Raw genomic sequence first — 24,755 nt, 5'->3', positions numbered from 1 at the left:
TTTTTGTGAAAAGTCACGAATGTTATAGTACAATTAGAAATATATTTTATGCAAATATATTATAATTACAAATGTTAACGTGTGCAAAGAATGAGGTAAGAATGTTAATAGTAAATTTTAGGGAGGGTTTTATTAAAATGCGCAAGAAGGGATTTAAAAATGTAAAAATTACACGCAACATTATTTTCATTTGGATACTATCACTGCTGTCCACCACTATAGTAGGAGTGATGGGATACTTAAACGTGAATAAAATGTATTCGCTTACCAGCAGCATAAATAGGGAGATTATTCCTAAGTTAAAGGATTGGGAAGACATAAATGGGGATATGGGGGTTCTTAGAAATACTCTCACCAAAATAATAGATAGACCCTTTGACGAAGCTAATGAAAAATCTATGCTGGATCTCAATAATAACATAAATACAATTATAGCAAGGCAGGTCAATGCTTCAAAGGATGATAAAAAGGAAACTTACATGGTTTCGGTGGCAAAAGAAGCCTATGAACATTATTATTCCTTTATTCCTAATATTATTGAGCAGAGAAAAAATAATCAAGTTCCAGACAAGCAGATAACCAATGTAGATATGGGCGTATATGGTAATCAGCTGGCGAAAAATATTACGGATATCATTAACTATGAAAAAGCTAAAGCAGATTCTATGGAAAAGCAAGCAAACAAGCTTCATAACAGCAGTGTATTGATTTTTGAAGTAGTTTTCGCAGTTTCACTTTTTGTACTAACTGTTATGTCCTTAACCATAATTATTGCTGTAAAGAATCTAATAAAAGATTTTACTAAAAAGTTATCTCAAGTATCTCAGGGAGACTTTACGGTAGCCTTTGATACTATGCTTACTAATGAATTCGGGATAATGAATAGAGCTTTGGAGCGCACTATTAATTCAATAGGGGACATGATTTTGAATATTAAAGAAGAATCTGGAACCATTTCCTCAGAAGCTATAAAGCTTTCAAATTTGTCTGAAAAAATGAATTCATCAACTAAAGAGATATCAAATGCTATTGAAGAAGTGGCTCAAGGCTCATCAAATCAAGCCAATGAGCTGGTGGATATGAATGATTCTTTAAATAATTTTGGTATAACTCTAGATGAAGTTGGAGAGACCATAAATAAATTAACCAATACCACAGGAAAAATAAATGAAAAGGTGCAAAACAGTAACAATGAATTAGGCATGCTTATAGATTCTATAAATGAAATATCAGCTTCTTTCAGCACCGTAGGCGATAAAATGCATCATTTAACTGGAAGCGTTAAAGAAATAACTGAAATTACAGATATTTTAAATAGTATTGCCGAGCAAACTAATCTTCTAGCGCTGAATGCTGCAATAGAAGCCTCTAGAGCAGGGGAGGCAGGAAGAGGTTTTGCAGTGGTAGCTGATGAAATAAGAAAGCTTGCTGAGCAATCAAAAGATTCCTCTAACGAAATAAATGAATTGGTTAAGGCCATACAAAAAGAAACGGATTTAGTGGCGGATACCACAAACCATGCTAATAATAAGCTTAATAATCAAGTGACTGTCGTAGAGAATTCAGTAAGTTCCTTTAAAGAAGTAATAGTAAATATTGAAAACATATTACCAACCATAGAAGAAATAAATAGCTCTATTGTCACAATAAATAAAAATAAGAAGGGCATAATTTCTGTGGCCGAGAACATATCTGCTGTGGCGGAAGAAAATTCAGCCTCCTCCCAAGAGATATCTGCCACAACTCAGGATATGCTTTCTTCCTCTAGCCACATAGAAAAATCTTCACAAATTCTTAAAGGGAAGAGTGACTCTATGATGAAACAGGTTGAGAAGTTCAAACTATAATATTTGATTTTTGTAAAACAGCTAAAGGATAAATTTTAGCTGTTTTCCTTACATATGAAAAATTTTTAAATAATTTAAATAATAATTAATAAATTATTTAAAATAGTTAACAAATAATATGTATTTTGTACATTATTATGTCATAATTAACTGCTACTATATAATTGTAGAAAGAAAAGAAGATTCCCCCATAAATTTAATGATATAAAAAGCAGTAGGCAAGTCCCCCTTACCTGCTGCTTTTCTCCTTTTCTAACCTTCCTTTAACTCAGAAAGCTTCACTGTTAATTCTTTTTTTGTACTCAAATCCTTAACTCTTGCACAATTTTGTCCCTCACTGATTTCCTCAATCCAGATAGAAGATCCGTTATAAACTACATCTATCACTCCTTCAGATTCAAAAATTTGGCAGGCTCTATCTTTATCCATATTATCATCCTTTCTTTATAGCTATGCTTTAAATATGTGCCAAAGGTTAAAAATTCTTTAAAGCACAGCACTTTTTATAAATTTGATAATATTATTTGCTATATTCAATATAAAAATTCTGAAGAGTATTTATATAAAAATTAACGACATAAAAACAAATGTACAGGACATTATTTCATTTATTATTTTAAGATATAGTGTTAGGCTAAATATATAAATACATAATTAGGAGGAAATGAAATGGCATATACAGCAGATGAAAAAAGATATTCGGACATGGTATATAACAGATGCGGAAGGAGCGGCTTAAAGCTTCCAGCTATATCCTTAGGCCTATGGCAGAATTTTGGGTATAATAAAACTTTAGAAAATATAAAAGCTATGCTGTTTAGAGCTTTTGACTTAGGAATAACACATTTTGATATAGCCAATAATTATGGGCCTAAACCTGGAGCGGCTGAAGAAAATTTTGGCAGAGTTTTAAACAGCGATTTAAAGTCCTATAGAGATGAACTTATAATTTCCTCAAAAGCCGGGTATGATATGTGGCCTGGACCTTATGGTAACTGGGGATCAAAAAAGTATTTGGTGGCTAGTCTTGATCAAAGTCTTAAACGTTTAGGGTTAAATTATGTAGATATTTTTTACCATCACAGACCAGATCCAGAAACACCACTGGAGGAAACCATGGCAGCTTTGGACTTAATTGTAAGACAAGGGAAAGCTCTATATGTAGGCTTGTCGAATTATGGCGCAGAAGATACAAGAAAGGCTGCTAAGATACTTAAGGAGCTTGGTACACCTTGTCTTATTCATCAGCCCTCTTATTCTATGGTTAATAGATGGATAGAGGATGGGCTTCAAGAGGTTTTAGAGGAAGAAGGAATAGGTTCCATAGCTTTTTGTCCATTAGCTCAGGGACTGCTTACTGATAAATACTTAAATGGCATCCCAGATACTTCAAGGGCGGCAGCAAATTCATGGGTAAAGTCTGGCATTACTGAAGATAAGGTGGATAAAGTTAAAGCTTTAAATGAGATAGCTAAAGAAAGAGGACAGAGTATGGCACAGCTGGCTCTAGCCTGGGTGCTTAGAAACGGAAAAGTTACATCAGCACTTATAGGGGCCAGCAGAGTAAGTCAGATAGAAGAAAATGCAGCTGTTATAAATAATCTAAAATTTACGGAAGAAGAACTTAGGACAATAGATGAAATATTAAATAGTTAACAAATAATATATAATATTGTAATAGATATGACATAATTCCGTGTTAATATTTATTTATAGATAGATTATACCCCTAACAATTAAATAAACATACAGGCAGTTGAAATCCCCCTTTCAGCTGCTTTTTTCTTTAGGCGTAATTTTAAATAATGACAAATTAAAATGCACAGATAATACATAGAAAATTCGTAGGGTTAGTGATAAAATAAGTATAAATAAAATTATCTAACTATTATTATTAAATAATTTTATTTACAGTTTAAAAATGAGGAGGAAGGTATATGGCAATATTAAATGAATCTGTAGTTTTGAACAATGGAGTCAAGATGCCTTGGCTTGGTTTTGGAACCTTTAAGGTGGAAAATGGAAATACAGTTATTGATGCGGTTAAAGAAGCATTAAAAATAGGATATAGACATATAGACACTGCGGCCGCCTATGGAAATGAGGAAGGCGTAGGAAGAGCTATAAGAGAAAGCGGAATTCCTAGAGAAGAAATATTTTTAGTAAGTAAGGTTTGGAATTCGGAGCATGGCTATGAAAAAACAATTAAAGCCTTTGAAAATACTATTTCAAGATTAAGTACGGATTATCTTGATTTATATCTTATGCATTGGCCCAAACATCTGAATGATGAAACCTGGAAAGCCATGGAGAAGCTTTATAAGGATGGAAAGATAAGAGCTATAGGGGTCAGTAACTTCAAAGTTCACCACCTAGAGGATTTGATGAAAAACTGGGAAATTATACCTGCAGTTAATCAGGTGGAATTTCAGCCTTTGCTTCAGCAAAAGGACACTCAGGAATTCTGTGAAAAATTAAATATCAGATTGGAAGCTTGGTCACCTTTAATGCAGGGAAAGATTTTTGATATTCCTCTGCTTAAGGAACTTTCCCAAAAATATGATAAGACAATAGCTCAAATAACCTTAAGATGGGATCTTCAAAAAGGGGTGGTTACTATTCCTAAATCTGTAACCCCTGCAAGAATATTGGAAAATTCCAATATCTTTGACTTTGAAATTTCTGCAGAAGATATGGAAGCTATTGCAAAGCTGGACGCTAACTTTAGAGTCGAATCTGATCCTGATAAAATAGCTTTTTAGAGAAAGGGTAAATAGTTTAATATGTTAATGATATTATCTCCAGCTAAAACTTTAAACTTTGAAAAGGTGCATTCTCAATTGTCTTATACCACTCCTAGATTTGTAAAAGAAGCTTCCCAGGTTATGAAGGAGCTTAAAAAGTATTCGCCTCCGGAACTAGAAAGTCTTATGAAGATAAATAGTAAGCTTTCTGAACTGAATTTTAAGAGAAATCTAGCCTGGTCCAAGGAGCATAGCCTGGAAAATTCTAAGCAGGCGCTGTTTTGTTTTGACGGCGCTGTCTATCATGGCTTTGCTGCGGATAGCTTGAAGGAAGAGCATATTGCTTTTGCTCAGCAGCATGTTAGAATACTTTCAGGTTTATATGGAATGCTTAGACCATTAGATCTTATTGAGCCCTATAGATTAGAAATGGGTATAAAGCTTCCAGTTAAGAATAATAACAATCTTTATGAATTTTGGAAGGATGCTTTATTGGAATACTTTAATAAAGAAATGAAGCTTCAGAAGGAACAGGTGCTAGTAAACTTAGCTTCCAAGGAATATTATTCGGCTATAGATATGAAAAAGCTGGGAGGTAAAGTGGTAACTCCTATATTCAAGGATTATAATCATGGAAAGTATAAGATAGTGGCTATTTATGCCAAGAGGGCAAGAGGTTTAATGGCAAGGTACATAAGTGAAAATAAAATTGAGAGCGCAGAGGAGCTGAAAAATTTTGACTTAGAAGGTTATGAATTTGATGAAAAGCTTTCTGATGATGAAAATTTAATCTTTACAAGAGTTAGTCGATTCTAGCTTCAATTCGTAATTTACAAATTATAAGTAAGAAGTAAAGGATAAAAGGTAGGAGAGAAGAAGTAAGAGTTAAAAGTTATGGTTAAAATTCGCCTGCAGCGAATTTATAAATTGAAATCGTCTCTTAAAAAAGGCTATTTCTACCTAAACTCTTCACTCTTACTTAAACTCTTTTGCTTCTTAACTGTTTTTATCCATTATCTGTTGAAAAATTTCATTTTTATACTTTTAGATATTTCCATTTCCCAGCCTTCATTCTGAAAAGATACATTATAGCTCTCACGCTGAAGTCAGCAATTATACCTATAATGATTCCATAAAGACCTATATGGAAAAAATGATTTAAGGTAGAAGCTGTGCATACTCTGAAGGTCCAAAGAGCTATGACGGCGGTTATTATTACGTATTTTATATCTCCAGCACATCTCATAACTGCTGCACTGACTTTTTCTATACCCATGAAAGGTTCTATTATGGAAAAACCTCTTATAATTATAATGCTGGCGGAAATAACCTCTGGATCATTGGTATAAAGCATAGCTAGATTCCTTGCAAAGGTGAATTCAAGCAGGCCTGCCATGAGTCCAACCAGCACCGCTATCTTTCTGTTTTCATAGGCGTAGCTCTCGGCTCCATCATAATCCTTTCTTCCAAGACTTTGTCCAACTGTAGTGGTGGTAGTAGTTGCAAAACCCATTATTGGTAAGAAGGCAAGAGAATGAATGTTTGTACCAACTTGATAAGCTGCAACTTCTGCTGTACCTAAGGATACAATTAGTATCTGTATTACAAGGAAGCCCCCTTGCATTATAAGATTCTCCATAAAGGAAGGAATTCCAACTCTTATTATTCTCATCATGATTTCTCCGTTAAGAATAAGTTTATCCCCTTTATCTAAATGAATTTTAGATTTTTTTCTAAAAAGCACAAATAAAATCATTATTCCACCGCAAAATCTAGCGAAGGAAGAAGCTATAGCTGCACCTTTTACGCCTAAAGCAGGGACGACAATACCTCCTAAATGTAAACCGTAAATTAAAATTATACTAAAAACTATATTTACGATATTAACTACGAAGGTTACATACATGGGAGTTTTAGTGTCTCCTACTCCTCTTAAGGCACCGCCTACTACCATATCTAAAATTACAAAAGGGATTCCCACAAGAACAATCTTATAATACATGTGGACTAGTGAAAGAACATTAGAAGCAGCGGAACCAAAGAATACATTGATTATAATATTTTCTCCTGCATAACCAAGCATTAAAAAGCCGATTCCTACAATGATAGCCATAAACAGTGATTGAGTCAGAACTTTCTTTGCTCTTTTTAGCCCGCTTTCGCCAGTAACTCTAGCTATTACTATAGTAGAGCCTGTGGCAAGACCTGCAAATACCGTCTGAAAAAAGTTAACTAAGTTATTAACCATACCTACAGCGGCCACAGATTCTTTGCCTAACCTTGAAACCATAATTGTTGATACCATACCTACCGTCATTATCAGCATTTGTTCTGCAATAGTTGGCCAAGCTAATTTCAATATTTCTCTATCAATTTCTGCTTTCGTGTGAACTGCCTGCATAAAATCATCTCCAATTATCGAATACAATAATAGATTATAACATAAAATTAACGATAAAAAAATATAAAATATAACGTTGATTAATAAAAAAATACAACGTATAATTAATATGTTATTAAATCTTTTTTATAACATAGAGGTGAGATAGATGAAAAATAGTAAAATTACTATTAATGATATAGCGGAAAGCTTGGGAGTATCTACTATATCTGTAAGCAGAGCTCTTTCTGGTCAGACCGGAGTAAGTGAGGAGCTTAGAAGAAAAATATTAGAGAAATCTAAGGAACTAGGCTACGCAAAAATAAAAAATAATGAAGATATAAACATATTAGTTTTGCACCAGAAGCCTTACTATCAGGACAATACAAATTTTAGCTATATGGTTCAGGGAGTAGAAAGAAATCTTCAAAAAACCGGAACAGAGTATAGTATTGAATTTGTGGATAAGGAAAATCAGAAATCTCTTTATCTTCCATATAAGATAGCTAAGGGTCACAGATTTGACGGAGTAATATTTATAGGGAAATTTGAAAAGCCCTACGTAGAATTCATCAATGAAAAAGTTAAGAGTTTTGTGTTTTACACTGGTTATTCTCCTTCCTATGATTATGACAGCGTATGGTTTAACTTCAATAATGGCGGATATAAGCAATGTGAGTATTTGATTAAGAAGGGACATAAACTAATAGGCTTTGTAGGGAACAAGCACAGCTTCAAAAACAGAGAAAAGCTTCTTGGAATAACTACAGCCATGGAAGACTATGGCATATCCATAAAAGAAGAGCTTTTTTTTGACGTGGATGATAATTTGGAAGAAAAAGTAGAGGAACTCATAAAATGCAGTGAAAAACCTACTGCTATAATATGTCAATGGGATTTTACAGCTATGAAGCTCATAAAATTATTGTATGAAAAAGGCTATAAGGTTCCTGAAGACATATCTGTAATAGGCAGTGGAAATTCTGAAATGTCAGCTTTATCGATTCCAGGGCTTACCACATTAGATTTAAATATAGAATATTCCTGCGAGGCGGCGGTTAATCTTCTAATAAAAAGAATAAATAATCCTTTAAAACCTAATGAAAATATAACGATAAATAGTAATCTCATAGAAAGGGATTCTGTTAAGAGCCTGTAAATCAGCACTAATTCACAATAAAGCAAAAATAAAAATATTTTATGATTTTGGGAGTATGAATATGGATAAAAACTTAATTTTGGACTTCTTTAAAAAACATAAATACAGCTACATCCTTGGAGTAATATTTATGTTTATATCCTCCTATGTAGCCACGCTATTTCCTACAATATTAGGAAAAACAATAGATATACTTAAAGTTAACAATTTCGATACCAGCAAGGTTAAAATTAATATATTATATATAATTCTCATTGCTGTAGGGGGATTTGTATCCACTTATATATGGAGAAACTTAGTCATTGGAAATGCAAGAAGCATGGAATGTGATATAAGAAAAAAGCTATTCGATCATATGCAAAAATTATCTCCTGAGTATTACAACCGCCATAAGACCGGTGATCTTATAGCCTATGCCATAAATGATATAAGTGCGGTGAGAATGGCTTTTGGACCAGCTACTGCCATGGGTATTAATGGTATGGTTATCTGCGTAGCCTCTATATATGCCATGACTAGAGCTATAAATTGGAGACTTACTCTTTTATCCCTTTTACCAATTCCTTTTATAATAGTGTTTATAATAAAAATCGGAGGCATGGTAAGAAAGAGATTCAGAATAGTGCAAGAGAGCTTTGCAGCCATATCTGATAGAGTGCAGGAAAACATATACGGCATAAGAGTTATAAAATCCTATGTTCAGGAAGATGGAGAATTGGAAAGCTTTGAAAAGCTAAATCAGAATATGCTGGATGCAAACCTTAATATGGCGAGAGTTTCTTCTTACTTAGCTCCAGTAATAGAAATATGCTTTAGTGTAAGCTTTGTGCTTAACCTTATAATAGGCGGCAATATGGTACTTAATAAGACCATATCCCTAGGAGATTTCATAGCCTTCAATACCTACCTTACCATAATAATGAATCCAATAATATCAGTAGGAAGAATAATAAATATAATGCAAAGAGGAATGGCTTCCTATAAAAGATTGGAATCCATATTAAGTGTGGAACCTGATATCAAAGATGGAGAAGCTATGGTGGAGAAGAAAATAGACGGAGCTGTGGAGATATGTAATTTAAGCTTCGCTTATCCTGATGCAAAGGAAAAGGCGCTTGAGGATATAAATATTCATATTCCCCAGGGGCACACTGTTGGGGTAGTTGGAAGAACAGGCAGCGGAAAAAGCACCTTAGCTAATCTTTTGATAAAATTATATAATGTAGAAAAAGGTCAGATATATATAGATGGCATAGACATAAATGATTATTCCTTGAATGCCTTGAGAGAAGGTTTTGGCTATGTACCTCAGGATAATTTCCTTTTTTCTGCAACCATAAAGGAGAATATAGAATTCTTTAAGAAGAATTATTCTCTAGAGGAAGTGGAAAATGCAGCGAAAAACAGCTGTATCTATGACAGCATAGTAAGCTTCAAGGATAAATTCAACACAAAGCTTGGTGAAAGAGGAGTAAATCTTTCCGGAGGACAAAAGCAGAGAATAGCTATTGCCAGAGCCTTGGTTAAAAATCCGGCTATATTGATTTTAGATGATTCCTTATCAGCAGTAGATACCATAACCGAAAAGCAGATATTAGGAAACTTTAATAAGGTTAGAGAGGACAAGACTGCTATAATAATTGCTCATAAGCTTTCCTCTGTTCAGGCAGCAGACGAGATAATTGTTTTGGATAGAGGAAGAATTTGCGAAAGAGGAACTCATGAGGAGCTTCTTAGACAGGGAGGTGTATATTATGAAATCTACAATGAACAGTCAAAAGATAGAGAAAATGGACTCAGAAGGGATGCTTAACAAATCAAAAAGTATCTCAAGACTGCTAAAACTTACTATACCTTATATTCATAAAATCATATTTGCAATAGTATGCGTAATACTTTTAAATGGAGCTTTACTCATTAAGCCTTATATATTAAAACTGGTTATAGATGATTTTTTAGTTCACAATACAAAAGGCAGCGGACTATATACCATTGCGAATATGGGAATTCTATATTTTTTAGTGGTGGCAGCCAGCGGAATGCTTACAATCTTTCAGGTGAATCTTATAAATTCAGCAGCTCAGCAAATAATGAGCAATCTGAGAAGACGTGTTTTCAAAACTATACAGCTTCTGCCTCTTTATTATTTGGACAAAACTTCTTCAGGAAGACTTATCACAAGAGCTACTAATGATGTGGAAGCTCTAAGCGAAATGTACACTGACGTAATAATAAGCTTATTCCAAGATGTATTTCTTTTGATAGGAATAATATACGCTATGGTAACTCTTAATGTTAAGCTTGCTTTAATATCCTTTTGCGTAGTGCCTTTAATGTTTATATTGGTTTTTACCTTGAAAAAGAAAATAAAAGCAAATTTTACTAACATGAAATATCTCATTGGTAAAATAAATGGCTTTATGGCAGAAAACATATCTGGAATGAGGATCGTTCAGATATTTAAGGGAGAAAAAGAAAAGAGAGAAGAATTTGAAAAGCTTAATGATGACTATTTCGTAACCACCAAATATCAAGTGTGGTTAAACAGCTTCCTCCGCCCTGCTTCAGAGGTTTTTAAAAATTTATCTGTAGCAATACTTATATGGTACGGCATGGGGAAAATTTATAATCATACCCTGCAGATAGGTGTGCTTTACGCCTTTACAACTTATATACAGCAGTTCTTTAGTCCTATTTCTGACTTAGCAGACAGCTATACCACCATTCAATCTGCGCTAGTTTCTGCAGATAGAATATTTGAGCTATTAGATGTAGAAGATGAACTGGAGAATATTGATGAGGGACAAGATATGCCTCGCGCTAAAGGAGATATAGAATTTAAGAATGTATGGTTCTCCTACAATGATAAGGATTGGGTACTTAAAAATGTGAGCTTTAAAGTGAAAAAAGGAGAGACTATGGCCTTTGTAGGAGAAACTGGAGCAGGAAAAACTACTATAATAAGTCTTATTAACGGCTTTTATAAAATACAGAAGGGTGAAATACTTGTAGATGGCGTGAATATAAATGATATAAAATTGCGTCACCTTAGAAGAAATGTATGCGTGGTGCTTCAGGACGTATTCCTTTTTTCAGGCAATATAGAGAAAAATATAACTTTAAATGATGAGATTGATAAAAATACTATAGAAAAAGCTTTGGAGGTTTCCTGTGCTAAGGAATTTGTGGATTCCATGCCGGATAGACTCAACGAAAAGGTTATGGAGAGGGGAAGCACCTTCTCTTCAGGGCAAAAGCAGATAATTTCCTTTGCCAGGGCCATAGCACATGAACCAGCAATACTCGTGCTGGACGAAGCTACTGCCAATATAGATACCTATACGGAAAAAGTCATACAAAGGGCTATAGAAAATGTTTCTAAGGACAGAACTACTTTGATAATAGCTCATAGACTTTCCACCATAAGAAATGCAGATAATATAGTAGTGCTAAAGCATGGCGAAATAATAGAAATAGGAAATCATGAAGCTCTTATGGAGAAGGATGGTTATTATAGAAGTCTAGTGGAAAATAAAAAATTCAGCGAAGATAAGAACCCTACAGGAGAAGAAACTGCATAAAGAGGCTATGTTTTAGAAGGATGGTGATATAGGCTTCGGTCGCTTTAGTATAACTGTTTTTTACTTTAAAATAAAGTGTATTTAAAAAATGTAAAAAAAGCTGGTTGTTTGTCCATATTTTTTATGATATAATTTAAATAATTATATACGAAAAATAGATATTAGGAGAGATAAAATATGTCTACACCAATTAATGGTTTAAATAATGTAAACTCAATGCTTATCAATTCTAATTCTGTCACAAACAACACTGCCGAAGACACCAAAGATACGATGTTTAATATGATGTATCAAATGGTGCTTGATTCAATGCTAAGCAGCAGCGCAGATGGAATGGGGATTGGGTCAAGTCTTGCCTACTCCTTGAATGGACAAACGTCCTCTTCAGGTTTGGCTAGCAGTTTAAATACTATTGGAGAATATAATTCTAATAGAATAAATTATGGTTCTTATAGCAATAATAAATCACAGCAGGCGATTAATGGCTCGGATTTTGATTTAGGAAAATTATCTGCAGAGTATGAATCTAATGGTGATGCGGGAAGCATATCCTATAATTCTGGAGATATCGGTGGAAAGTCTTATGGAATATGGCAGCTCGCTTCAAATACTGGCTCCTTAAATTCTTTTATGAATTGGCTTAAAAACAACAATTCCAGTGTATATTCTAGCTTGGAAAATGCTAAATTGCAGGATGGTAATTCCTTTGGCAATAATTTTGATTCAGCCTGGAAAAGTGTAGCTGATAAGTCTTCGAAGGAATTTGGGAATCTTCAATTTAACTATATAAAGCAAAATTATTATGATGCAGCAGCTGAAAGGATTTATAAAAGCACTGGGGTTAATATAAATACTAAATCAGATGCGCTTAAAAATGTTCTTTGGTCAGCAGCAGTACAGCATGGTGCTCAGGGAGCGGCTAACATATTTTCTAAGATAAATTTAAAAGATACTGATAGCAATATCATTTCAAATGTTTATAATGAAAGACAGAAAGTGAATTTATATTTTAGAGACAGCTCTCAAGCTGTAAAGAATAGCGTCTATAATAGATTTGCTGAAGAAAAAAATCAAGCTCTCAGTATGCTTGGACAAAATGAAGTGTAATGATTAATTAACGACAGGGTTTTTACCCTGTTTATTTATCTATGCTATGTTTTAAAATTTGGAGCTTCTTAGGCTCTTTTTTTCTTACCTAGATATATAGAAATCTATAAATCTAGGTATCTATATAACTAGCATATAGATACCTAGGACTTAATTCATGCTGTAGAGATTTTAATCAAAAAAATTTATAGGAGATGAATATATGAAATATAAAATGATTTGTTTAGACATGGATGGCACGCTTTTGAATGATAGAAAAGAAATATCTTCAGAAAATAAACAGGCTATAGAGAAGGCAAAGGCCGCTGGAGTAAAAGTCATTATATGTACAGGAAGACTTTTTGAATCTGCAGTTTACTATGATGGATATTTGGGACTTAATAATCCTATAATATCTGCTAATGGAGCTTATATAAAGGATAGAAAAAGCGGAGAAGTCATATACAAGGCTAAGCTTGGAAAAGAAAATTGCTTTCAGATACTTAAAGTTTTAAGAAAATACAATATAGCTCCTAATTTTCAAACACCTTATGGAGTTTATACTGAAGAAAATAATCCAGGCTATGAAATGTATTTGAAAATAAACAAGGAACTTCCAGAAGATAGGAAGATGAAAATTAATCTTGTAGAGAACTGGGATAAAACTTTTAATGAGCAGGAAGAAGATATTCTAAAATGCATAGCCATAGAGCAGGACATTGAAAAGTTGAAAAAGGCAAAAAATGAACTTTTGAACAATAGCCAATTTGAAATAGCAAGCTCCTTTAGAAATAATTTTGAGGTGATGACTGCAGGAATTTCTAAAGGCAGGGGAGTAGAAAAATTAGCTGCCTACTATGGCTTTCATAGGGAAGAAGTAATATGTGTAGGTGATAATGAAAATGACTTGTCCATGATAGAATATGCTGGACTTGGCGTGGCCATGGGAAATGGGGAGGGGTTTGTAAAATCAAAGGCAAACTATATTACCGGCTTAAATAATGAGCATGGAGTAGCTCAAGTAATAGAAAAATTTATACTTTCAAAATGAATTAATATGTGATAATGTAAAATAAGGATTATTATGAAATGCTTATAAGGGGGTGAAAAGGTTGAATTTAAATATAGTATTGTTTCAGCCTGAAATACCACAAAATACAGGGAATATAGGAAGAACCTGTGTTCTTACAAATAGTACGCTTCATCTTATTAAGCCCTTAGGGTTTGATCTTGGCGAAAAACAGGTTAGAAGGGCAGGACTTGATTACTGGCCTCAGCTAAAGCTTGAGATGCATGAGTCTTATGAAGATTTGAGAGCAAAGTACCCAGATGCAACCTTTTATTTTTCAACAACAAAAGGAAGCAAATATTATAATGAAGTAGAATTTAAATCAGGTGATTTTATAGTTTTTGGAAGGGAATCCTCAGGACTTCCCGATTATATAAGAGAAGAGAATAAAGAAAATCTCATTAGACTTCCAATGCTTGAGACTAGCACAAGATCTTTAAATCTTTCTAATACTGTTGCCATAGTAGCATATGAGGCTTTAAGACAGATGGAATTTCCAAATATGAAATAGCTTAAACCAGCAGGGCGTTTGAGGCATATTCAAAAGAAGTTATGATTTTTGAGCTAGGCTTTATAAACTGCCCCTTAAGATACAGCCTGAATAACGTGATATTAGGAGATAGAATAGATGGAAAAGATAAAAATTATATCTGATAGTACTTGTGATTTACCTCAATATATTTTGGATAGATATGATATAGAAACCTTACCGCTTTATGTTAATTTTGGTGAGAAACGTTTCCTTGATAGAGAAGAAATTAATTTGGATCAGTTAATAGAAAAAATAGAATCGGGAGAAGAATTTCCAACTACCTCTCAGGTTATTCCTCAAAGATTCTATGAATGCTTTAAAAAATACTTGGAGCAAGGATATAAAATAATTTCAATTCATCTTTCTTCTAAGATGAGCGGTACCTATCAGTCTGCCTGCGTGGCTAAATCCATGCTGGAAAGTGAAGATATCCTCGTGATAGACAGCTGTAATGTTACAGCAGGACTTGGACTTCTAGTTCTAAAGGCAGCAAGGCTTAAGGAAGAAGGAAAAACCTTGGAAGAAATTAACGAGGAAGTTATAAAATGTATACCTCATGTTAAAAGTACCTTAGCTTTTGAAACCCTAGACTATTTGGTTAAAGGCGGCAGGTTATCCAAAACCGCCGGTATGATAGGAAATTTACTTGGCATAAAGCTTATTCTTGAAGTTAAAGATGGACAGATGAGTGTTATGGACAAGGTGAGAGGAAGCAAAAAAGCCGCTAAGACCATAATCGAATATATAGATACGCTTCATATAAAAGAAGATGAACCGTGTTTTCTACTGCATGTACATAACAAAGATATCTTAGGAACCTTAAGAGAAGAATTAAACAGCAGAGGACAGGAATATATAGAAGGTGAGGTTGGCTGCACTGTTGGAGTGCATGCGGGCCCATTAGCCTGTGGTATATTTTTCATTGAAAAGTTTTAATTTATAAGAGGCATCATAATTTAATAATAAAAAAGAATTTAAAAAGGATTGTCTGATTGGACAATCCTTTTCGCTGTTTATGGGCGTTAACAGTGATTTTTTTGAACTGCTTTATGTTAAAACTAAGACATATAAAAAATTTTTTTTGCAAATACTATTTAAAAATTATTAAAAATGTCTTATAATATATATGCGGGACAAAAAATATAATACTGGGACGGTAAACGACCAAAGGGGTGTTTCTTTTGGAGGAAATCTTAAAGTTACAACAAAAAATTGTACCAGAGCTTATAGAATTGCTGGATAAGAGATACAATATACTGAGAACCATATATTATAACCAGCCTTTAGGCAGAAGAATGCTGGCCAATAGTTTGTCTCTTGGAGAGAGAGTGGTAAGAACTGAGATAGATTTTCTTAAATCTGCTGATCTTATCAGCATAAATACCCTGGGAATGACTGTTACGCCGGAAGGTGAAAAAGTAGTCACCAAATTAAAGGAATTTATCCATGAAATTAAGGGACTTACTGATATAGAGAAGGTAATAAAAGAAAAGCTTCAAGTAAGAAATGTCATAGTTGTTCCTGGCGACATGGATGAAGATACCACCGTTCTCAAAGAGATGGCAAGAATCGCAGCTAATTATGTTAAGGCTTCAGTAAAAAATAACATGACCATAGCTATTACAGGCGGAACTACCATTAAAGAAGTGATAGATAATGTCCCAAAGGTAAGCAATCTACATAATGTTTTAGTAGTGCCAGCCAGAGGTGGTATGGGAAGAACAGTTGAGATTCAAGCTAATACCTTGGCAGCTAAACTTGCTAACCGTTTAGGCGGGTCTTACAAATTGTTACATATTCCAGACAATCTCAGCAGCAAAGCTTTTGATGCCATGATTAATGAAAAAGATATAAAAGAAGTGGTGGAAAATATAAGAAACGCCAATGTGCTTATATATGGTATAGGAAGAGCGGATGAGATGGCACGCCGAAGAGGTGTGGTACCTGATAAGCTTGAAATCATAAAAAAACTAGGCGCTGTTGGTGAAGCCTTTGGATGCTATTTTAACAGAGAAGGAAATGTTATTTATTCTACACCAAATGTTGGCATAAATAATAATGACATAAAAAAGATAGAATATCCGATAGCAGTTTCTGGAGGAAAGTCTAAAGCTGAGGCAATTTTGGCTACAGAAAAAGGAAATGTGACAAGTGTTCTCATAACAGATGAAGGTGCTGCCAGAGAAATATTAAAAATTCTGCAAGCAAATGGTGACAATGTGGAATTTTTAAGGTAAAATAATGTTGTTATAAATATTTTTTTATAAAATATTTTATATAAATTTTAAGGAGGTAATATTAATGACAAAAGTTGCTATTAATGGTTTTGGTAGAATAGGAAGATTAGCTTTAAGACAGATAATCAATAATCCTGAATTTGAGGTTGTTGCAATCAACGACTTAACTGATGCTAAGACATTAGCTCATTTATTCAAATATGACTCAGCTCAGGGTAGATTCGATGGAACAATCGAAGTAGTTGAAGGTGGCTTTGTAGTTAATGGAAAGTCTATTAAAATAACTGCTGAAAGAAATCCAGCTGACTTACCATGGGGAGAATTAGGTGTTGACATAGTACTTGAAAGCACAGGATTCTTTACTTCACAGGAAAAGGCAGAAGCTCATATAAAAGCAGGCGCTAAGAAAGTTGTTATATCAGCTCCAGCAACAGGAGATGTTAAGACTGTTGTATTTAATGTTAACCATGATATATTAGATGGTACTGAAACAGTTATATCAGGTGCATCATGCACAACTAACAGCTTAGCACCAGTTGCTAAAGTACTTAATGACAAATTTGGTATAGAAAAAGGATTAATAACTACAATCCATGCTTACACAAATGACCAGAATACTCTTGACGCACCACATGCAAAAGGAGATTTGAGAAGAGCTAGAGCTGCTGCTGCAAGCATAGTTCCAAACTCTACTGGTGCTGCTAAAGCAATCGGATTAGTTATACCTGAATTAAATGGTAAATTAGATGGAGCAGCTCAAAGAGTTCCTGTAATAGCTGGTTCAATAACAGAATTAACTGTTATTTTAAAGAAGAATGTTACTAAGGACGAAATTAACGCTGCTATGAAAGAAGCTTCAAATGAGTCTTTCGGATACACTGAAGATCCAATAGTTTCTTCTGATATAATAGGAATCACTTATGGTTCATTGTTTGATGCAACTCAGACAAAAGTATTAGAAGTTAATGGTTCACAGTTAGTTAAGGTTGCTGCATGGTATGATAATGAAAATTCATACACTTCACAGTTAATCAGAACTTTAAAATATTTTGCAGGACTTGTAAAATAGTAAGATAACTAAATAGTTAAAGCCTTTCTTAAACTAGAAGGCTTTAATGAGTAGGACATAGTGATATGGTCTGGTTTTATAGTTAAGGCTATGAGGCCAGACCATTTCAAGTTTAATAATAATTTTTATGAGGTGAAGTAAATGAGTTATAATAAGAAGACCATTGAAGACATAGATGTAAAAGGCAAGAGAGTTCTTGTAAGATGCGATTTTAACGTTCCTATGAAGGATGGCGTTATAACTGATGAAAACAGATTAAATGGAGCTCTTCCAACTATAAAATACCTAGTAGAAAAAGGCGGAAAAGTTATACTTTGTTCACACCTTGGAAAAGCAAAGGGACCAGATCCAAAGCTTACTTTAGCACCAGTTGCTAAGAGATTAAGCGAGCTTTTAGGAAAAACTGTAGTTTTTGCTGCTGACGATGAAGTTGTTGGAGCAAATGCTAAGGCTGCAGTAGAAAAGATGGCTGAAGGGGATGTTGTTCTTCTTGAGAACACTAGATTCAGAAAAGAAGAAGGAAAGAACGAAGAAGCATTCTCAAAGGATTTAGCTTCACTTGCAGATGTATATGTTAACGATGCATTCGGAACAGCTCACAGAGCTCACTGCTCCACAGTTGGAGTAACTAAATTCGTTGATACAGCAGTCTGCGGATACTTAATTCAGAAGGAATTAAAGTTCCTAGGAGAAGCTGTTGAAAATCCAGTTAGACCTTTCTGTGCTATACTTGGAGGAGCTAAAGTTGTAGATAAGATAGCTGTTATAAACAATCTTCTAGAGAAGGTTGATACACTTATAATAGGTGGAGGAATGGCTTATACTTTCTTAAAGGCTCAAGGCTATGAAATAGGATCTTCTCTTCTTGATGAAGAAAGAGTAGAATATGCTAAAGAAATGATGGCTAAGGCTAAGGAAAAAGGAGTTAAGCTTTTACTTCCAGTAGACAACAGAGTTGCACCAGAATATGCTGATGTTACTGCTGTTATTACAGAAGATGCTTCAGTTCCAGCTGGAAACATGGGACTTGACATCGGACCTAAGTCAGAAAAATTATTTGCAGATGCAGTTAAAGAAGCTAAGACTGTTATTTGGAACGGACCAATGGGAGTTGCTGAATTCAAGAACTTCGAAGCTGGTACAGTTGCAGTTGCTAAGGCTATGGCTGAAAGCGGAGCTACAACAGTAATAGGCGGAGGAGACAGTGCTGCTGCTGTTAACAATCTTGGTTTTGGCGACAAGATGACTCACATCTCTACAGGTGGTGGAGCTTCTCTTGAATTCTTAGAAGGAAAAGAACTTCCAGGAATCGCTGCATTAAACGATAAATAATATACTTAATTAGGATGATGGAAGATTAATTATCTTCCTCATTCTTTATATTTTAGTTTTTAGGAGGATTTTTTAAATGAGAAAAGCAATAATAGCTGGAAACTGGAAAATGCATAACACTGTTGAAGAAGCAGTTAAGGCAATAGAAGCACTTAAGCCATTAGTTAAGGATGCAAAGTGCGACGTAGTTGTATGTCCTACATTTGTAGCTTTAGATGCAGTAGTTAAAGCTGCTGCTGGAAGCAACATAAAGGTTGGAGCTCAAAACGTACATTTTGAAGAAAAAGGAGCTTTCACTGGAGAAGTTGCTCCAGGAATGCTTGAAGCTTTAAAGGTTGATTATGTGGTTCTTGGACATAGCGAAAGAAGACAGTATTTCAATGAAACTGACGAAGCTGTAAACAAGAAGATAAAGGCATGCTTTGCGCATAATCTTATTCCAATACTTTGCGTTGGTGAATCTTTAGAAGAAAGAGAAGCTAATGTAACTAACGAAGTTATAGGAAAGCAGATAAAGCTTGACCTTGCTGGTTTAACAGTTGAGCAGGTAGAAAAATTAGTAGTAGCTTACGAGCCAATCTGGGCTATTGGAACTGGAAAGACAGCTACAGCTGATCAGGCTAATGAAACAATAGCAGCAATAAGAAGTGCTATCGCTAGCGTATACGGAGCTGAAGTTGCTGAAAAGACAAGAATTCAGTACGGCGGATCTGTAAAACCTTCAACAATAGCAGAGCAGATGGCTAAATCAGACATCGACGGAGCATTAGTTGGAGGAGCAAGTCTTGTTCCTGCTGATTTTGCAGCTATAGTTAATTACTAAAATACCTAGTGAGGAAGGTTTTATGCCTCCTCACTAATTTTAAATAAATCTTAATTATTTGGAGGCAAATATGGCAAAAAAACCAGTAATGTTAATGATATTAGACGGATTTGGTATCACTGATAAAGTTGAAGGAAATGCTGTTAAGGCAGCTAACAAGCCAAATTATGATGGATTATTTGCTAAATATCCACATACTCAATTAGAAGCCAGCGGACTAGAAGTAGGACTTCCAAAAGGACAGATGGGTAACTCAGAAGTTGGACATCTAAACATAGGAGCCGGAAGAATAGTATACCAGGAGCTTACTAGAATCACTAAAGCTATAGAAGATGGAGATTTTTTTGATAATGCAGCTTTAAATACAGCCGTAGAAAATGCTATCAAAAATAATTCTTCACTTCATCTTATGGGCCTTTTATCCAGCGGTGGAGTTCACTCACACATCGAGCATTTAAAAGCTTTATTAAAGCTTGCTAAGGATAAAGGACTTTCAAAGGTTTATGTACATGGCTTCTTGGACGGAAGAGATGTTCCTCCTTCCTCAGGTAAAGAATTTGTAACTGAACTTGAAAATTACATGAAGGAAATAAATAGCGGAAAAATAGCAACTTTAAGCGGAAGATATTATGCAATGGATAGGGACAAGCGCTGGGAAAGAGTTGAACTTGCTTACAATGCTATGGTTTTATCTAAAGGAGAAACAGCTTCCAGCGCTATAGAGGCTGTAGACAAGTCTTACAATGACAATAAGACAGATGAATTTGTACTTCCAACTGTTATATTAGAAGACGGAAAGCCAGTAGCTAATATAAAGAGCGGAGATTCTGTTATTTTCTTTAACTTCAGACCAGATAGAGCAAGAGAAATAACTAGATCTATAAACGATAAGGTATTTGATGGCTTCAAGAGAGAAACTCTTGATTTAACTTTTGTGACTATGACTCAGTACGATAGCACTATCGAAGGAGTTAAGGTAGCATATTTACCACAATCCTACAAGAATACTTTGGGAGAATATGTAAGCAGCCTAGGAAAGAAACAGCTTAGAATAGCTGAAACTGAAAAATACGCTCACGTAACCTTCTTCTTCAATGGCGGAGTTGAAGAGCCAAACCCAGGAGAAGAAAGAGCTCTTATTTCATCTCCTAAGGTTGCCACTTATGACTTAAAGCCTGAAATGAGCGCTTACGAAGTTACAGAAGAGCTTCTTAAGCAATTAGATGCAGACAAATATGATATGGTAATATTAAACTTTGCTAACCCTGACATGGTTGGACATACAGGCATATTCGAAGCTGCTAAAGCTGCTATAGAAGCAGTAGATGTATGCCTTGGAAAGATAGTAAATAAAGTTCTTGAAAAGGATGGAGCAGTATTCATCACTGCTGATCACGGAAATGCTGAGCAGATGATCGACTACTCTACAGGAGCACCAATGACAGCTCACACTACTGACCCAGTTCCATTCCTATATGTAGCAAATGGAGCTACTGAAATGAGAGATGGCGGAAGACTTTCCGACATAGCTCCAACAATGCTTCAGGTTATGGGTATAGAAGCACCTGCTGAAATGACAGGAAAGAGTTTAATAAAGTAGTATATGCTTTAAATCAGTGTAAAAATCAACACTGATTTAAAACGGAACCTAAAAAACAAAAGAAGCTAAATGCTTCTTTTGTTTTTTAAGCCTTTGAATAGTTATCTAACAGATTGGAACAAGGTCCCATGAACCTATGAAGGGCAGGAATCATGATAATAATCAATGCGATTCCAAGCAGAAAACCAAGTAATATTGTGCCTATTCCATAGCTGAGCAACCCTTCAGCTTTAATCAGAAGAAATATGCTGACAGGTAAGAAAATAATAGAAGTTATTATTCCAGGAACATATTTCTTAAAGCTTATGCACAAGCCAATATGAAGAAAAAGCATATGCAGAGCCAGACCTAAAAAGGCTCCATACCAAATAAAATAGCTATCAAAAATTACAGATAATAAACTTATGAGAGAAAAAATTAAAAATTCTATTTCCACTCCAATTGAAAAGGTCGGAGTTTGACAAATGTGAACGTAATTTAAAGCAAAAGGCTTCATTTTAGGCCAAGTCATATCAATTTTTTTCTTATAGCGCTTACTCCATATTTCAGCCATGATAATTTCCTCAAAATCGTGAAGCATAAAAATAATTGGTAAGAGCCAAACAAGAGAATTCATTGCATTCATAAAACAACCTTCTTTCTTGACACATTTGTGTCTATTAACAATATTTATTATAATTAATAGATGGATAGAGTCAATGCTTTTGGAGCAATAGCTACATATTTGAAAATATGTGTCGAGGAAGGAGAAATGTAGTTATGAAGGATAAAAACAAAGGAAATACAGTATCAAAGCAGTCAAAATCATGGATGGAGAATGCGCTAATAGAGTTAATGAAAACTTACAAATATGAAGAAATCACTATACAGCAGCTAACGGATCAGGCTGGCCTTTCCAGAAGAACCTTTTATCGCAATTACTCTTCTAAAGATGAGATCCTGGAAGACTGCTTTAAGAAAATTTGGAGCGAATACGAGCTGTTTACACGTCAACAAAAAGATTTAAGCCTTACCAATGTGGCAAGAATATTTTTTACTGTCATGAAGAAGCATGTGGATTTTCTTAACTTAGTTAATCAGCAGGGTCTGCTTAACATTTTTATTTTAAAGATGGGGAATTTATTGCCTGAGGTTTTTAATGAACTGAAGGGAAAAGATATGCCTTTCTCAAAGGAAAATATAGAATATGCTCTGACCTTCAGCACTGGAGGATTCATGCTCCTGCTTACTAGATGGTTTAAGGATATACCACAAAAATCTCCAGAAGAAATGGCAGAGATAATGGGGGACATTATATTCATAGCTAATTATCAAAACCCTATTAAGCATTCTATATAAAAATATATAAAATAATGTATTTTTACCGAAAAATAAGGATAAAATTTAAAAGGTGGTTTTAAATCAATGTAAAAATTAGCACTGATCTAAAACAAAACAGATAAATAAAATGGTGAAACATATACATAATTGAATATTTTGTATAAAGCAGCTTGTAAGTGCTTGTACAAAGTAGTATAATATGAGTGAGAATAATAATCAATTAAAGCTGATAATCATTATGACTATGGTTGTAATGGGATAGGAGGACTGTATGGGAAAGAGACCAGTTATGTTGATGATTTTAGATGGCTTAGGCTTAACTGATAGAGTAGAAGGTAATGCCGTCAGGGAAGCAAATAAGCCTAATTTTGATAGTTATATGAAAAAGTATTATAGCACGCAATTAGATGCCAGTGGTATGGAGGTAGGCCTTCCAAAAGGTCAGATGGGTAACTCCGAAGTTGGTCATCTCAATATAGGAGCAGGAAGAATAATTTATCAGGAGTTAACAAGAATTACTAAGGAAATAGAGGATGAAGCTTTCTATAAGAATGAGGTTTTGAACTCAGCTATAGATAGTGCATTAGAAAAAGGAACTTCACTTCATCTTCTAGGACTTCTATCGAATGGAGGAGTGCATTCTCACATAGATCATTTAAAAGCACTTTTAAAACTCTCAAAGCAAAAGGGATTATCAAAGGTATATATACATGCTTTTATGGATGGAAGAGATACACCTCCAACTTCAGGAAAGGATTTTATTCAGGAGCTTGAAGATTATATAAAAGAAATAGGAGTAGGTAAGATTGCTACCATATCCGGAAGATACTATGCTATGGATAGAGATAAAAGATGGGAAAGAGTGCAGCTCGCTTATGACGCTTTAGTAAAAGGAAAGGGTGAAGTTGCAGAAAGTGCTGTAGCAGCCATTGAAAAGTCTTATAGTGATAACAAGAAGGATGAGTTCGTATTGCCCACGGTTATTACAGAAGAAGGCAAACCTATAGCTTCAATAAAGAATAATGATTCTGTGATATTCTTTAACTTCAGACCGGATAGAGCAAGGGAATTAACCAGAGCTATAAATGATAAGAAGTTTGATGGATTCCCAAGAGAAACCTTAAAACTCAAATTCGCAACTATGACTCAGTACGATGTTACTATCGAAGGGGTGGATGTAGCTTACCATCCTCAGTCCTACAAAAATACTATTGGAGAGTTTGTAAGCAGTCTTGGACTAAAGCAGCTTAGAATGGCTGAAACTGAAAAATATGCTCATGTAACCTTCTTCTTCAATGGTGGAGTAGAAGAACCAAATCCAGGAGAAGAGAGGATTGTGGTACCTTCTCCAAAGGTAGCTACTTATGATTTAAAGCCTGAAATGAGTGCTTATGAGCTCACAGAAGAACTTTTAAGCAGGATAGACAGCGATAAATATGATCTTATAATTGTGAATTATGCAAATCCTGATATGGTGGGCCATACTGGAGTGTTAGAAGCAGCTAAGAAAGCTGTGGAAACAGTGGATATATGCGCAGGAAAGGTAGTCGAAAAAGTTCTTTCCAAAGGTGGAGCGGTATTTATAACTGCTGACCATGGAAATGCAGAACAGATGATAGATTACTCTACTGGAGCACCTATGACTTCGCACACTACGGATCCTGTACCATTCATATTCGTTGCCGATGACAGCAGAGAGATGAGAGCTGGAGGAAAACTTTCAGATATTGCTCCAACTTTGCTTGAGGAAATGGGTATTACGCCGCCAGCAGAGATGACTGGGGAATCGCTTATTAAAGCATAGGGAATTTTAACTTAAAATTTCCTAATAATTAAAAAAATTTAACCATGATATGTACAAATAATAAATATTTATGGGTATAATATAGATATACACCTTATATTAATTCTATATAGAATGTACATATTATAAAGTATGGACTAAGAATTATTAATTTAAAAATGAAAGGGGTGAA

General features: G+C 34.6%; 21 protein-coding genes. 18 read left to right on the top strand and 3 right to left on the bottom strand.

The window, feature by feature from the left end; all coding sequences use genetic code 11:
* Positions 1–137 precede the first annotated feature (137 nt).
* Positions 138–1,847, top strand: a complete 1,710-nt coding sequence (locus IAI10_RS14760; RefSeq protein WP_315674052.1) for a methyl-accepting chemotaxis protein — start codon at positions 138–140, stop codon at positions 1,845–1,847.
* A gap of 252 nt (positions 1,848–2,099) precedes the next feature.
* Here the strand turns inward: IAI10_RS14760 and IAI10_RS14755 are convergent, their stop codons facing one another.
* Positions 2,100–2,276, bottom strand: coding sequence for an H-type small acid-soluble spore protein (locus tag IAI10_RS14755; RefSeq protein ID WP_315674051.1), 177 nt, complete (start codon positions 2,274–2,276; stop codon positions 2,100–2,102).
* Between the two features lie 240 nt (positions 2,277–2,516).
* Between IAI10_RS14755 and mgrA the strand changes: the two genes are divergently transcribed.
* From mgrA to yaaA, 3 genes are all read left to right on the top strand, one after another.
* Complete coding sequence (gene mgrA, locus IAI10_RS14750; RefSeq protein ID WP_315674050.1) at positions 2,517–3,503, top strand: L-glyceraldehyde 3-phosphate reductase; 987 nt, start codon at positions 2,517–2,519, stop codon at positions 3,501–3,503.
* A 281-nt stretch (positions 3,504–3,784) separates the two neighbouring features.
* Positions 3,785–4,609, top strand: coding sequence for an aldo/keto reductase (locus IAI10_RS14745; RefSeq protein WP_315674049.1), 825 nt, complete (start codon positions 3,785–3,787; stop codon positions 4,607–4,609).
* Positions 4,610–4,630: 21 nt separating this feature from the next.
* Entirely contained in the window at positions 4,631–5,407 is a 777-nt protein-coding gene (gene yaaA / locus IAI10_RS14740; protein ID WP_315674048.1) for a peroxide stress protein YaaA, read from the top strand.
* Between the two features lie 220 nt (positions 5,408–5,627).
* Here the strand turns inward: yaaA and IAI10_RS14735 are convergent, their stop codons facing one another.
* A complete protein-coding gene (locus IAI10_RS14735; protein WP_315674047.1) occupies positions 5,628–6,992 on the bottom strand; it encodes an MATE family efflux transporter in 1,365 nt (454 codons plus the stop codon).
* Positions 6,993–7,140: 148 nt separating this feature from the next.
* On the opposite strand from IAI10_RS14735, the gene IAI10_RS14730 reads away from it, so the two are divergent.
* The 12 genes from IAI10_RS14730 to gpmI (IAI10_RS14675) all read left to right on the top strand — a co-directional run bounded on the left by IAI10_RS14730 (position 7,141) and on the right by gpmI (IAI10_RS14675) (position 21,459).
* On the top strand, positions 7,141–8,130 hold the full coding sequence (locus IAI10_RS14730) for a LacI family DNA-binding transcriptional regulator (protein ID WP_315674046.1): 990 nt from the start codon (positions 7,141–7,143) through the stop codon (positions 8,128–8,130).
* 61 nt (positions 8,131–8,191) lie between these two features.
* The gene (locus IAI10_RS14725; RefSeq protein WP_315674045.1) at positions 8,192–9,943 is read left to right on the top strand and encodes an ABC transporter ATP-binding protein; all 1,752 of its coding nucleotides are present in this window, start codon (positions 8,192–8,194) and stop codon (positions 9,941–9,943) included.
* Positions 9,885–11,711: an ABC transporter ATP-binding protein gene (locus IAI10_RS14720; protein WP_396334396.1), complete on the top strand. Its 1,827-nt coding sequence runs from the start codon at positions 9,885–9,887 to the stop codon at positions 11,709–11,711. Before IAI10_RS14725 ends, IAI10_RS14720 begins: the two co-directional genes overlap by 59 nt.
* 177 nt (positions 11,712–11,888) lie before the next feature.
* Positions 11,889–12,818 (top strand): vgrg protein, encoded by a 930-nt coding sequence (locus IAI10_RS14715; RefSeq protein ID WP_315674044.1) that lies wholly within the window; start codon positions 11,889–11,891, stop codon positions 12,816–12,818.
* Between the two features lie 202 nt (positions 12,819–13,020).
* Positions 13,021–13,848, top strand: a complete 828-nt coding sequence (locus tag IAI10_RS14710; protein WP_315674043.1) for a Cof-type HAD-IIB family hydrolase — start codon at positions 13,021–13,023, stop codon at positions 13,846–13,848.
* A 61-nt stretch (positions 13,849–13,909) separates the two neighbouring features.
* Positions 13,910–14,377: a tRNA (cytidine(34)-2'-O)-methyltransferase gene (locus IAI10_RS14705; protein ID WP_315674042.1), complete on the top strand. Its 468-nt coding sequence runs from the start codon at positions 13,910–13,912 to the stop codon at positions 14,375–14,377.
* Between the two features lie 117 nt (positions 14,378–14,494).
* Entirely contained in the window at positions 14,495–15,334 is an 840-nt protein-coding gene (locus IAI10_RS14700; RefSeq protein WP_315674041.1) for a DegV family protein, read from the top strand.
* A gap of 245 nt (positions 15,335–15,579) precedes the next feature.
* A complete protein-coding gene (locus tag IAI10_RS14695; protein WP_315674040.1) occupies positions 15,580–16,635 on the top strand; it encodes a sugar-binding domain-containing protein in 1,056 nt (351 codons plus the stop codon).
* 64 nt (positions 16,636–16,699) lie between these two features.
* The gene (gene gap / locus IAI10_RS14690; RefSeq protein ID WP_315674039.1) at positions 16,700–17,704 is read left to right on the top strand and encodes a type I glyceraldehyde-3-phosphate dehydrogenase; all 1,005 of its coding nucleotides are present in this window, start codon (positions 16,700–16,702) and stop codon (positions 17,702–17,704) included.
* 141 nt (positions 17,705–17,845) lie between these two features.
* Positions 17,846–19,036, top strand: coding sequence for a phosphoglycerate kinase (locus tag IAI10_RS14685; protein ID WP_315674038.1), 1,191 nt, complete (start codon positions 17,846–17,848; stop codon positions 19,034–19,036).
* 76 nt (positions 19,037–19,112) lie between these two features.
* Positions 19,113–19,859, top strand: coding sequence for a triose-phosphate isomerase (tpiA, locus tag IAI10_RS14680; RefSeq protein WP_315674037.1), 747 nt, complete (start codon positions 19,113–19,115; stop codon positions 19,857–19,859).
* Positions 19,860–19,929: 70 nt separating this feature from the next.
* Positions 19,930–21,459: a 2,3-bisphosphoglycerate-independent phosphoglycerate mutase gene (gpmI, locus tag IAI10_RS14675; protein WP_315674036.1), complete on the top strand. Its 1,530-nt coding sequence runs from the start codon at positions 19,930–19,932 to the stop codon at positions 21,457–21,459.
* An 85-nt stretch (positions 21,460–21,544) separates the two neighbouring features.
* Here gpmI (IAI10_RS14675) and IAI10_RS14670 read toward each other — a convergent pair whose 3' ends face one another.
* Positions 21,545–22,084, bottom strand: a complete 540-nt coding sequence (locus IAI10_RS14670) for an HXXEE domain-containing protein (RefSeq protein WP_315674035.1) — start codon at positions 22,082–22,084, stop codon at positions 21,545–21,547.
* A 134-nt stretch (positions 22,085–22,218) separates the two neighbouring features.
* Between IAI10_RS14670 and IAI10_RS14665 the strand changes: the two genes are divergently transcribed.
* Positions 22,219–22,797 (top strand): TetR/AcrR family transcriptional regulator, encoded by a 579-nt coding sequence (locus tag IAI10_RS14665; RefSeq protein ID WP_315674034.1) that lies wholly within the window; start codon positions 22,219–22,221, stop codon positions 22,795–22,797.
* A 253-nt stretch (positions 22,798–23,050) separates the two neighbouring features.
* Positions 23,051–24,583: a 2,3-bisphosphoglycerate-independent phosphoglycerate mutase gene (gpmI, locus tag IAI10_RS14660; protein ID WP_315674033.1), complete on the top strand. Its 1,533-nt coding sequence runs from the start codon at positions 23,051–23,053 to the stop codon at positions 24,581–24,583.
* The last annotated feature ends 172 nt before the right edge of the window (positions 24,584–24,755 follow it).

It is taken from the genome of Clostridium sp. 19966, from assembly GCF_032335695.1.
In the GTDB taxonomy this organism is placed as follows: Bacteria; Bacillota; Clostridia; order Clostridiales; family Clostridiaceae; genus JACTOJ01.
Note: the sequence above shows the minus strand (reverse complement) of the source record. Positions and strands in the feature narration are given on the sequence as shown.

Coding starts and splice junctions, on each gene's coding strand:
- IAI10_RS14760 (WP_315674052.1), top strand. CDS start 138: ATGCGCAAGAAGGGATTTAAAAATGTAAAAATTACACGCAACATTATT.
- IAI10_RS14755 (WP_315674051.1), bottom strand. CDS start 2,276: ATGGATAAAGATAGAGCCTGCCAAATTTTTGAATCTGAAGGAGTGATA.
- mgrA (WP_315674050.1), top strand. CDS start 2,517: ATGGCATATACAGCAGATGAAAAAAGATATTCGGACATGGTATATAAC.
- IAI10_RS14745 (WP_315674049.1), top strand. CDS start 3,785: ATGGCAATATTAAATGAATCTGTAGTTTTGAACAATGGAGTCAAGATG.
- yaaA (WP_315674048.1), top strand. CDS start 4,631: ATGTTAATGATATTATCTCCAGCTAAAACTTTAAACTTTGAAAAGGTG.
- IAI10_RS14735 (WP_315674047.1), bottom strand. CDS start 6,992: ATGCAGGCAGTTCACACGAAAGCAGAAATTGATAGAGAAATATTGAAA.
- IAI10_RS14730 (WP_315674046.1), top strand. CDS start 7,141: ATGAAAAATAGTAAAATTACTATTAATGATATAGCGGAAAGCTTGGGA.
- IAI10_RS14725 (WP_315674045.1), top strand. CDS start 8,192: ATGGATAAAAACTTAATTTTGGACTTCTTTAAAAAACATAAATACAGC.
- IAI10_RS14720 (WP_396334396.1), top strand. CDS start 9,885: ATGAAATCTACAATGAACAGTCAAAAGATAGAGAAAATGGACTCAGAA.
- IAI10_RS14715 (WP_315674044.1), top strand. CDS start 11,889: ATGTCTACACCAATTAATGGTTTAAATAATGTAAACTCAATGCTTATC.
- IAI10_RS14710 (WP_315674043.1), top strand. CDS start 13,021: ATGAAATATAAAATGATTTGTTTAGACATGGATGGCACGCTTTTGAAT.
- IAI10_RS14700 (WP_315674041.1), top strand. CDS start 14,495: ATGGAAAAGATAAAAATTATATCTGATAGTACTTGTGATTTACCTCAA.
- gap (WP_315674039.1), top strand. CDS start 16,700: ATGACAAAAGTTGCTATTAATGGTTTTGGTAGAATAGGAAGATTAGCT.
- IAI10_RS14685 (WP_315674038.1), top strand. CDS start 17,846: ATGAGTTATAATAAGAAGACCATTGAAGACATAGATGTAAAAGGCAAG.
- tpiA (WP_315674037.1), top strand. CDS start 19,113: ATGAGAAAAGCAATAATAGCTGGAAACTGGAAAATGCATAACACTGTT.
- gpmI (WP_315674036.1), top strand. CDS start 19,930: ATGGCAAAAAAACCAGTAATGTTAATGATATTAGACGGATTTGGTATC.
- IAI10_RS14670 (WP_315674035.1), bottom strand. CDS start 22,084: ATGAATGCAATGAATTCTCTTGTTTGGCTCTTACCAATTATTTTTATG.
- IAI10_RS14665 (WP_315674034.1), top strand. CDS start 22,219: ATGAAGGATAAAAACAAAGGAAATACAGTATCAAAGCAGTCAAAATCA.
- gpmI (WP_315674033.1), top strand. CDS start 23,051: ATGGGAAAGAGACCAGTTATGTTGATGATTTTAGATGGCTTAGGCTTA.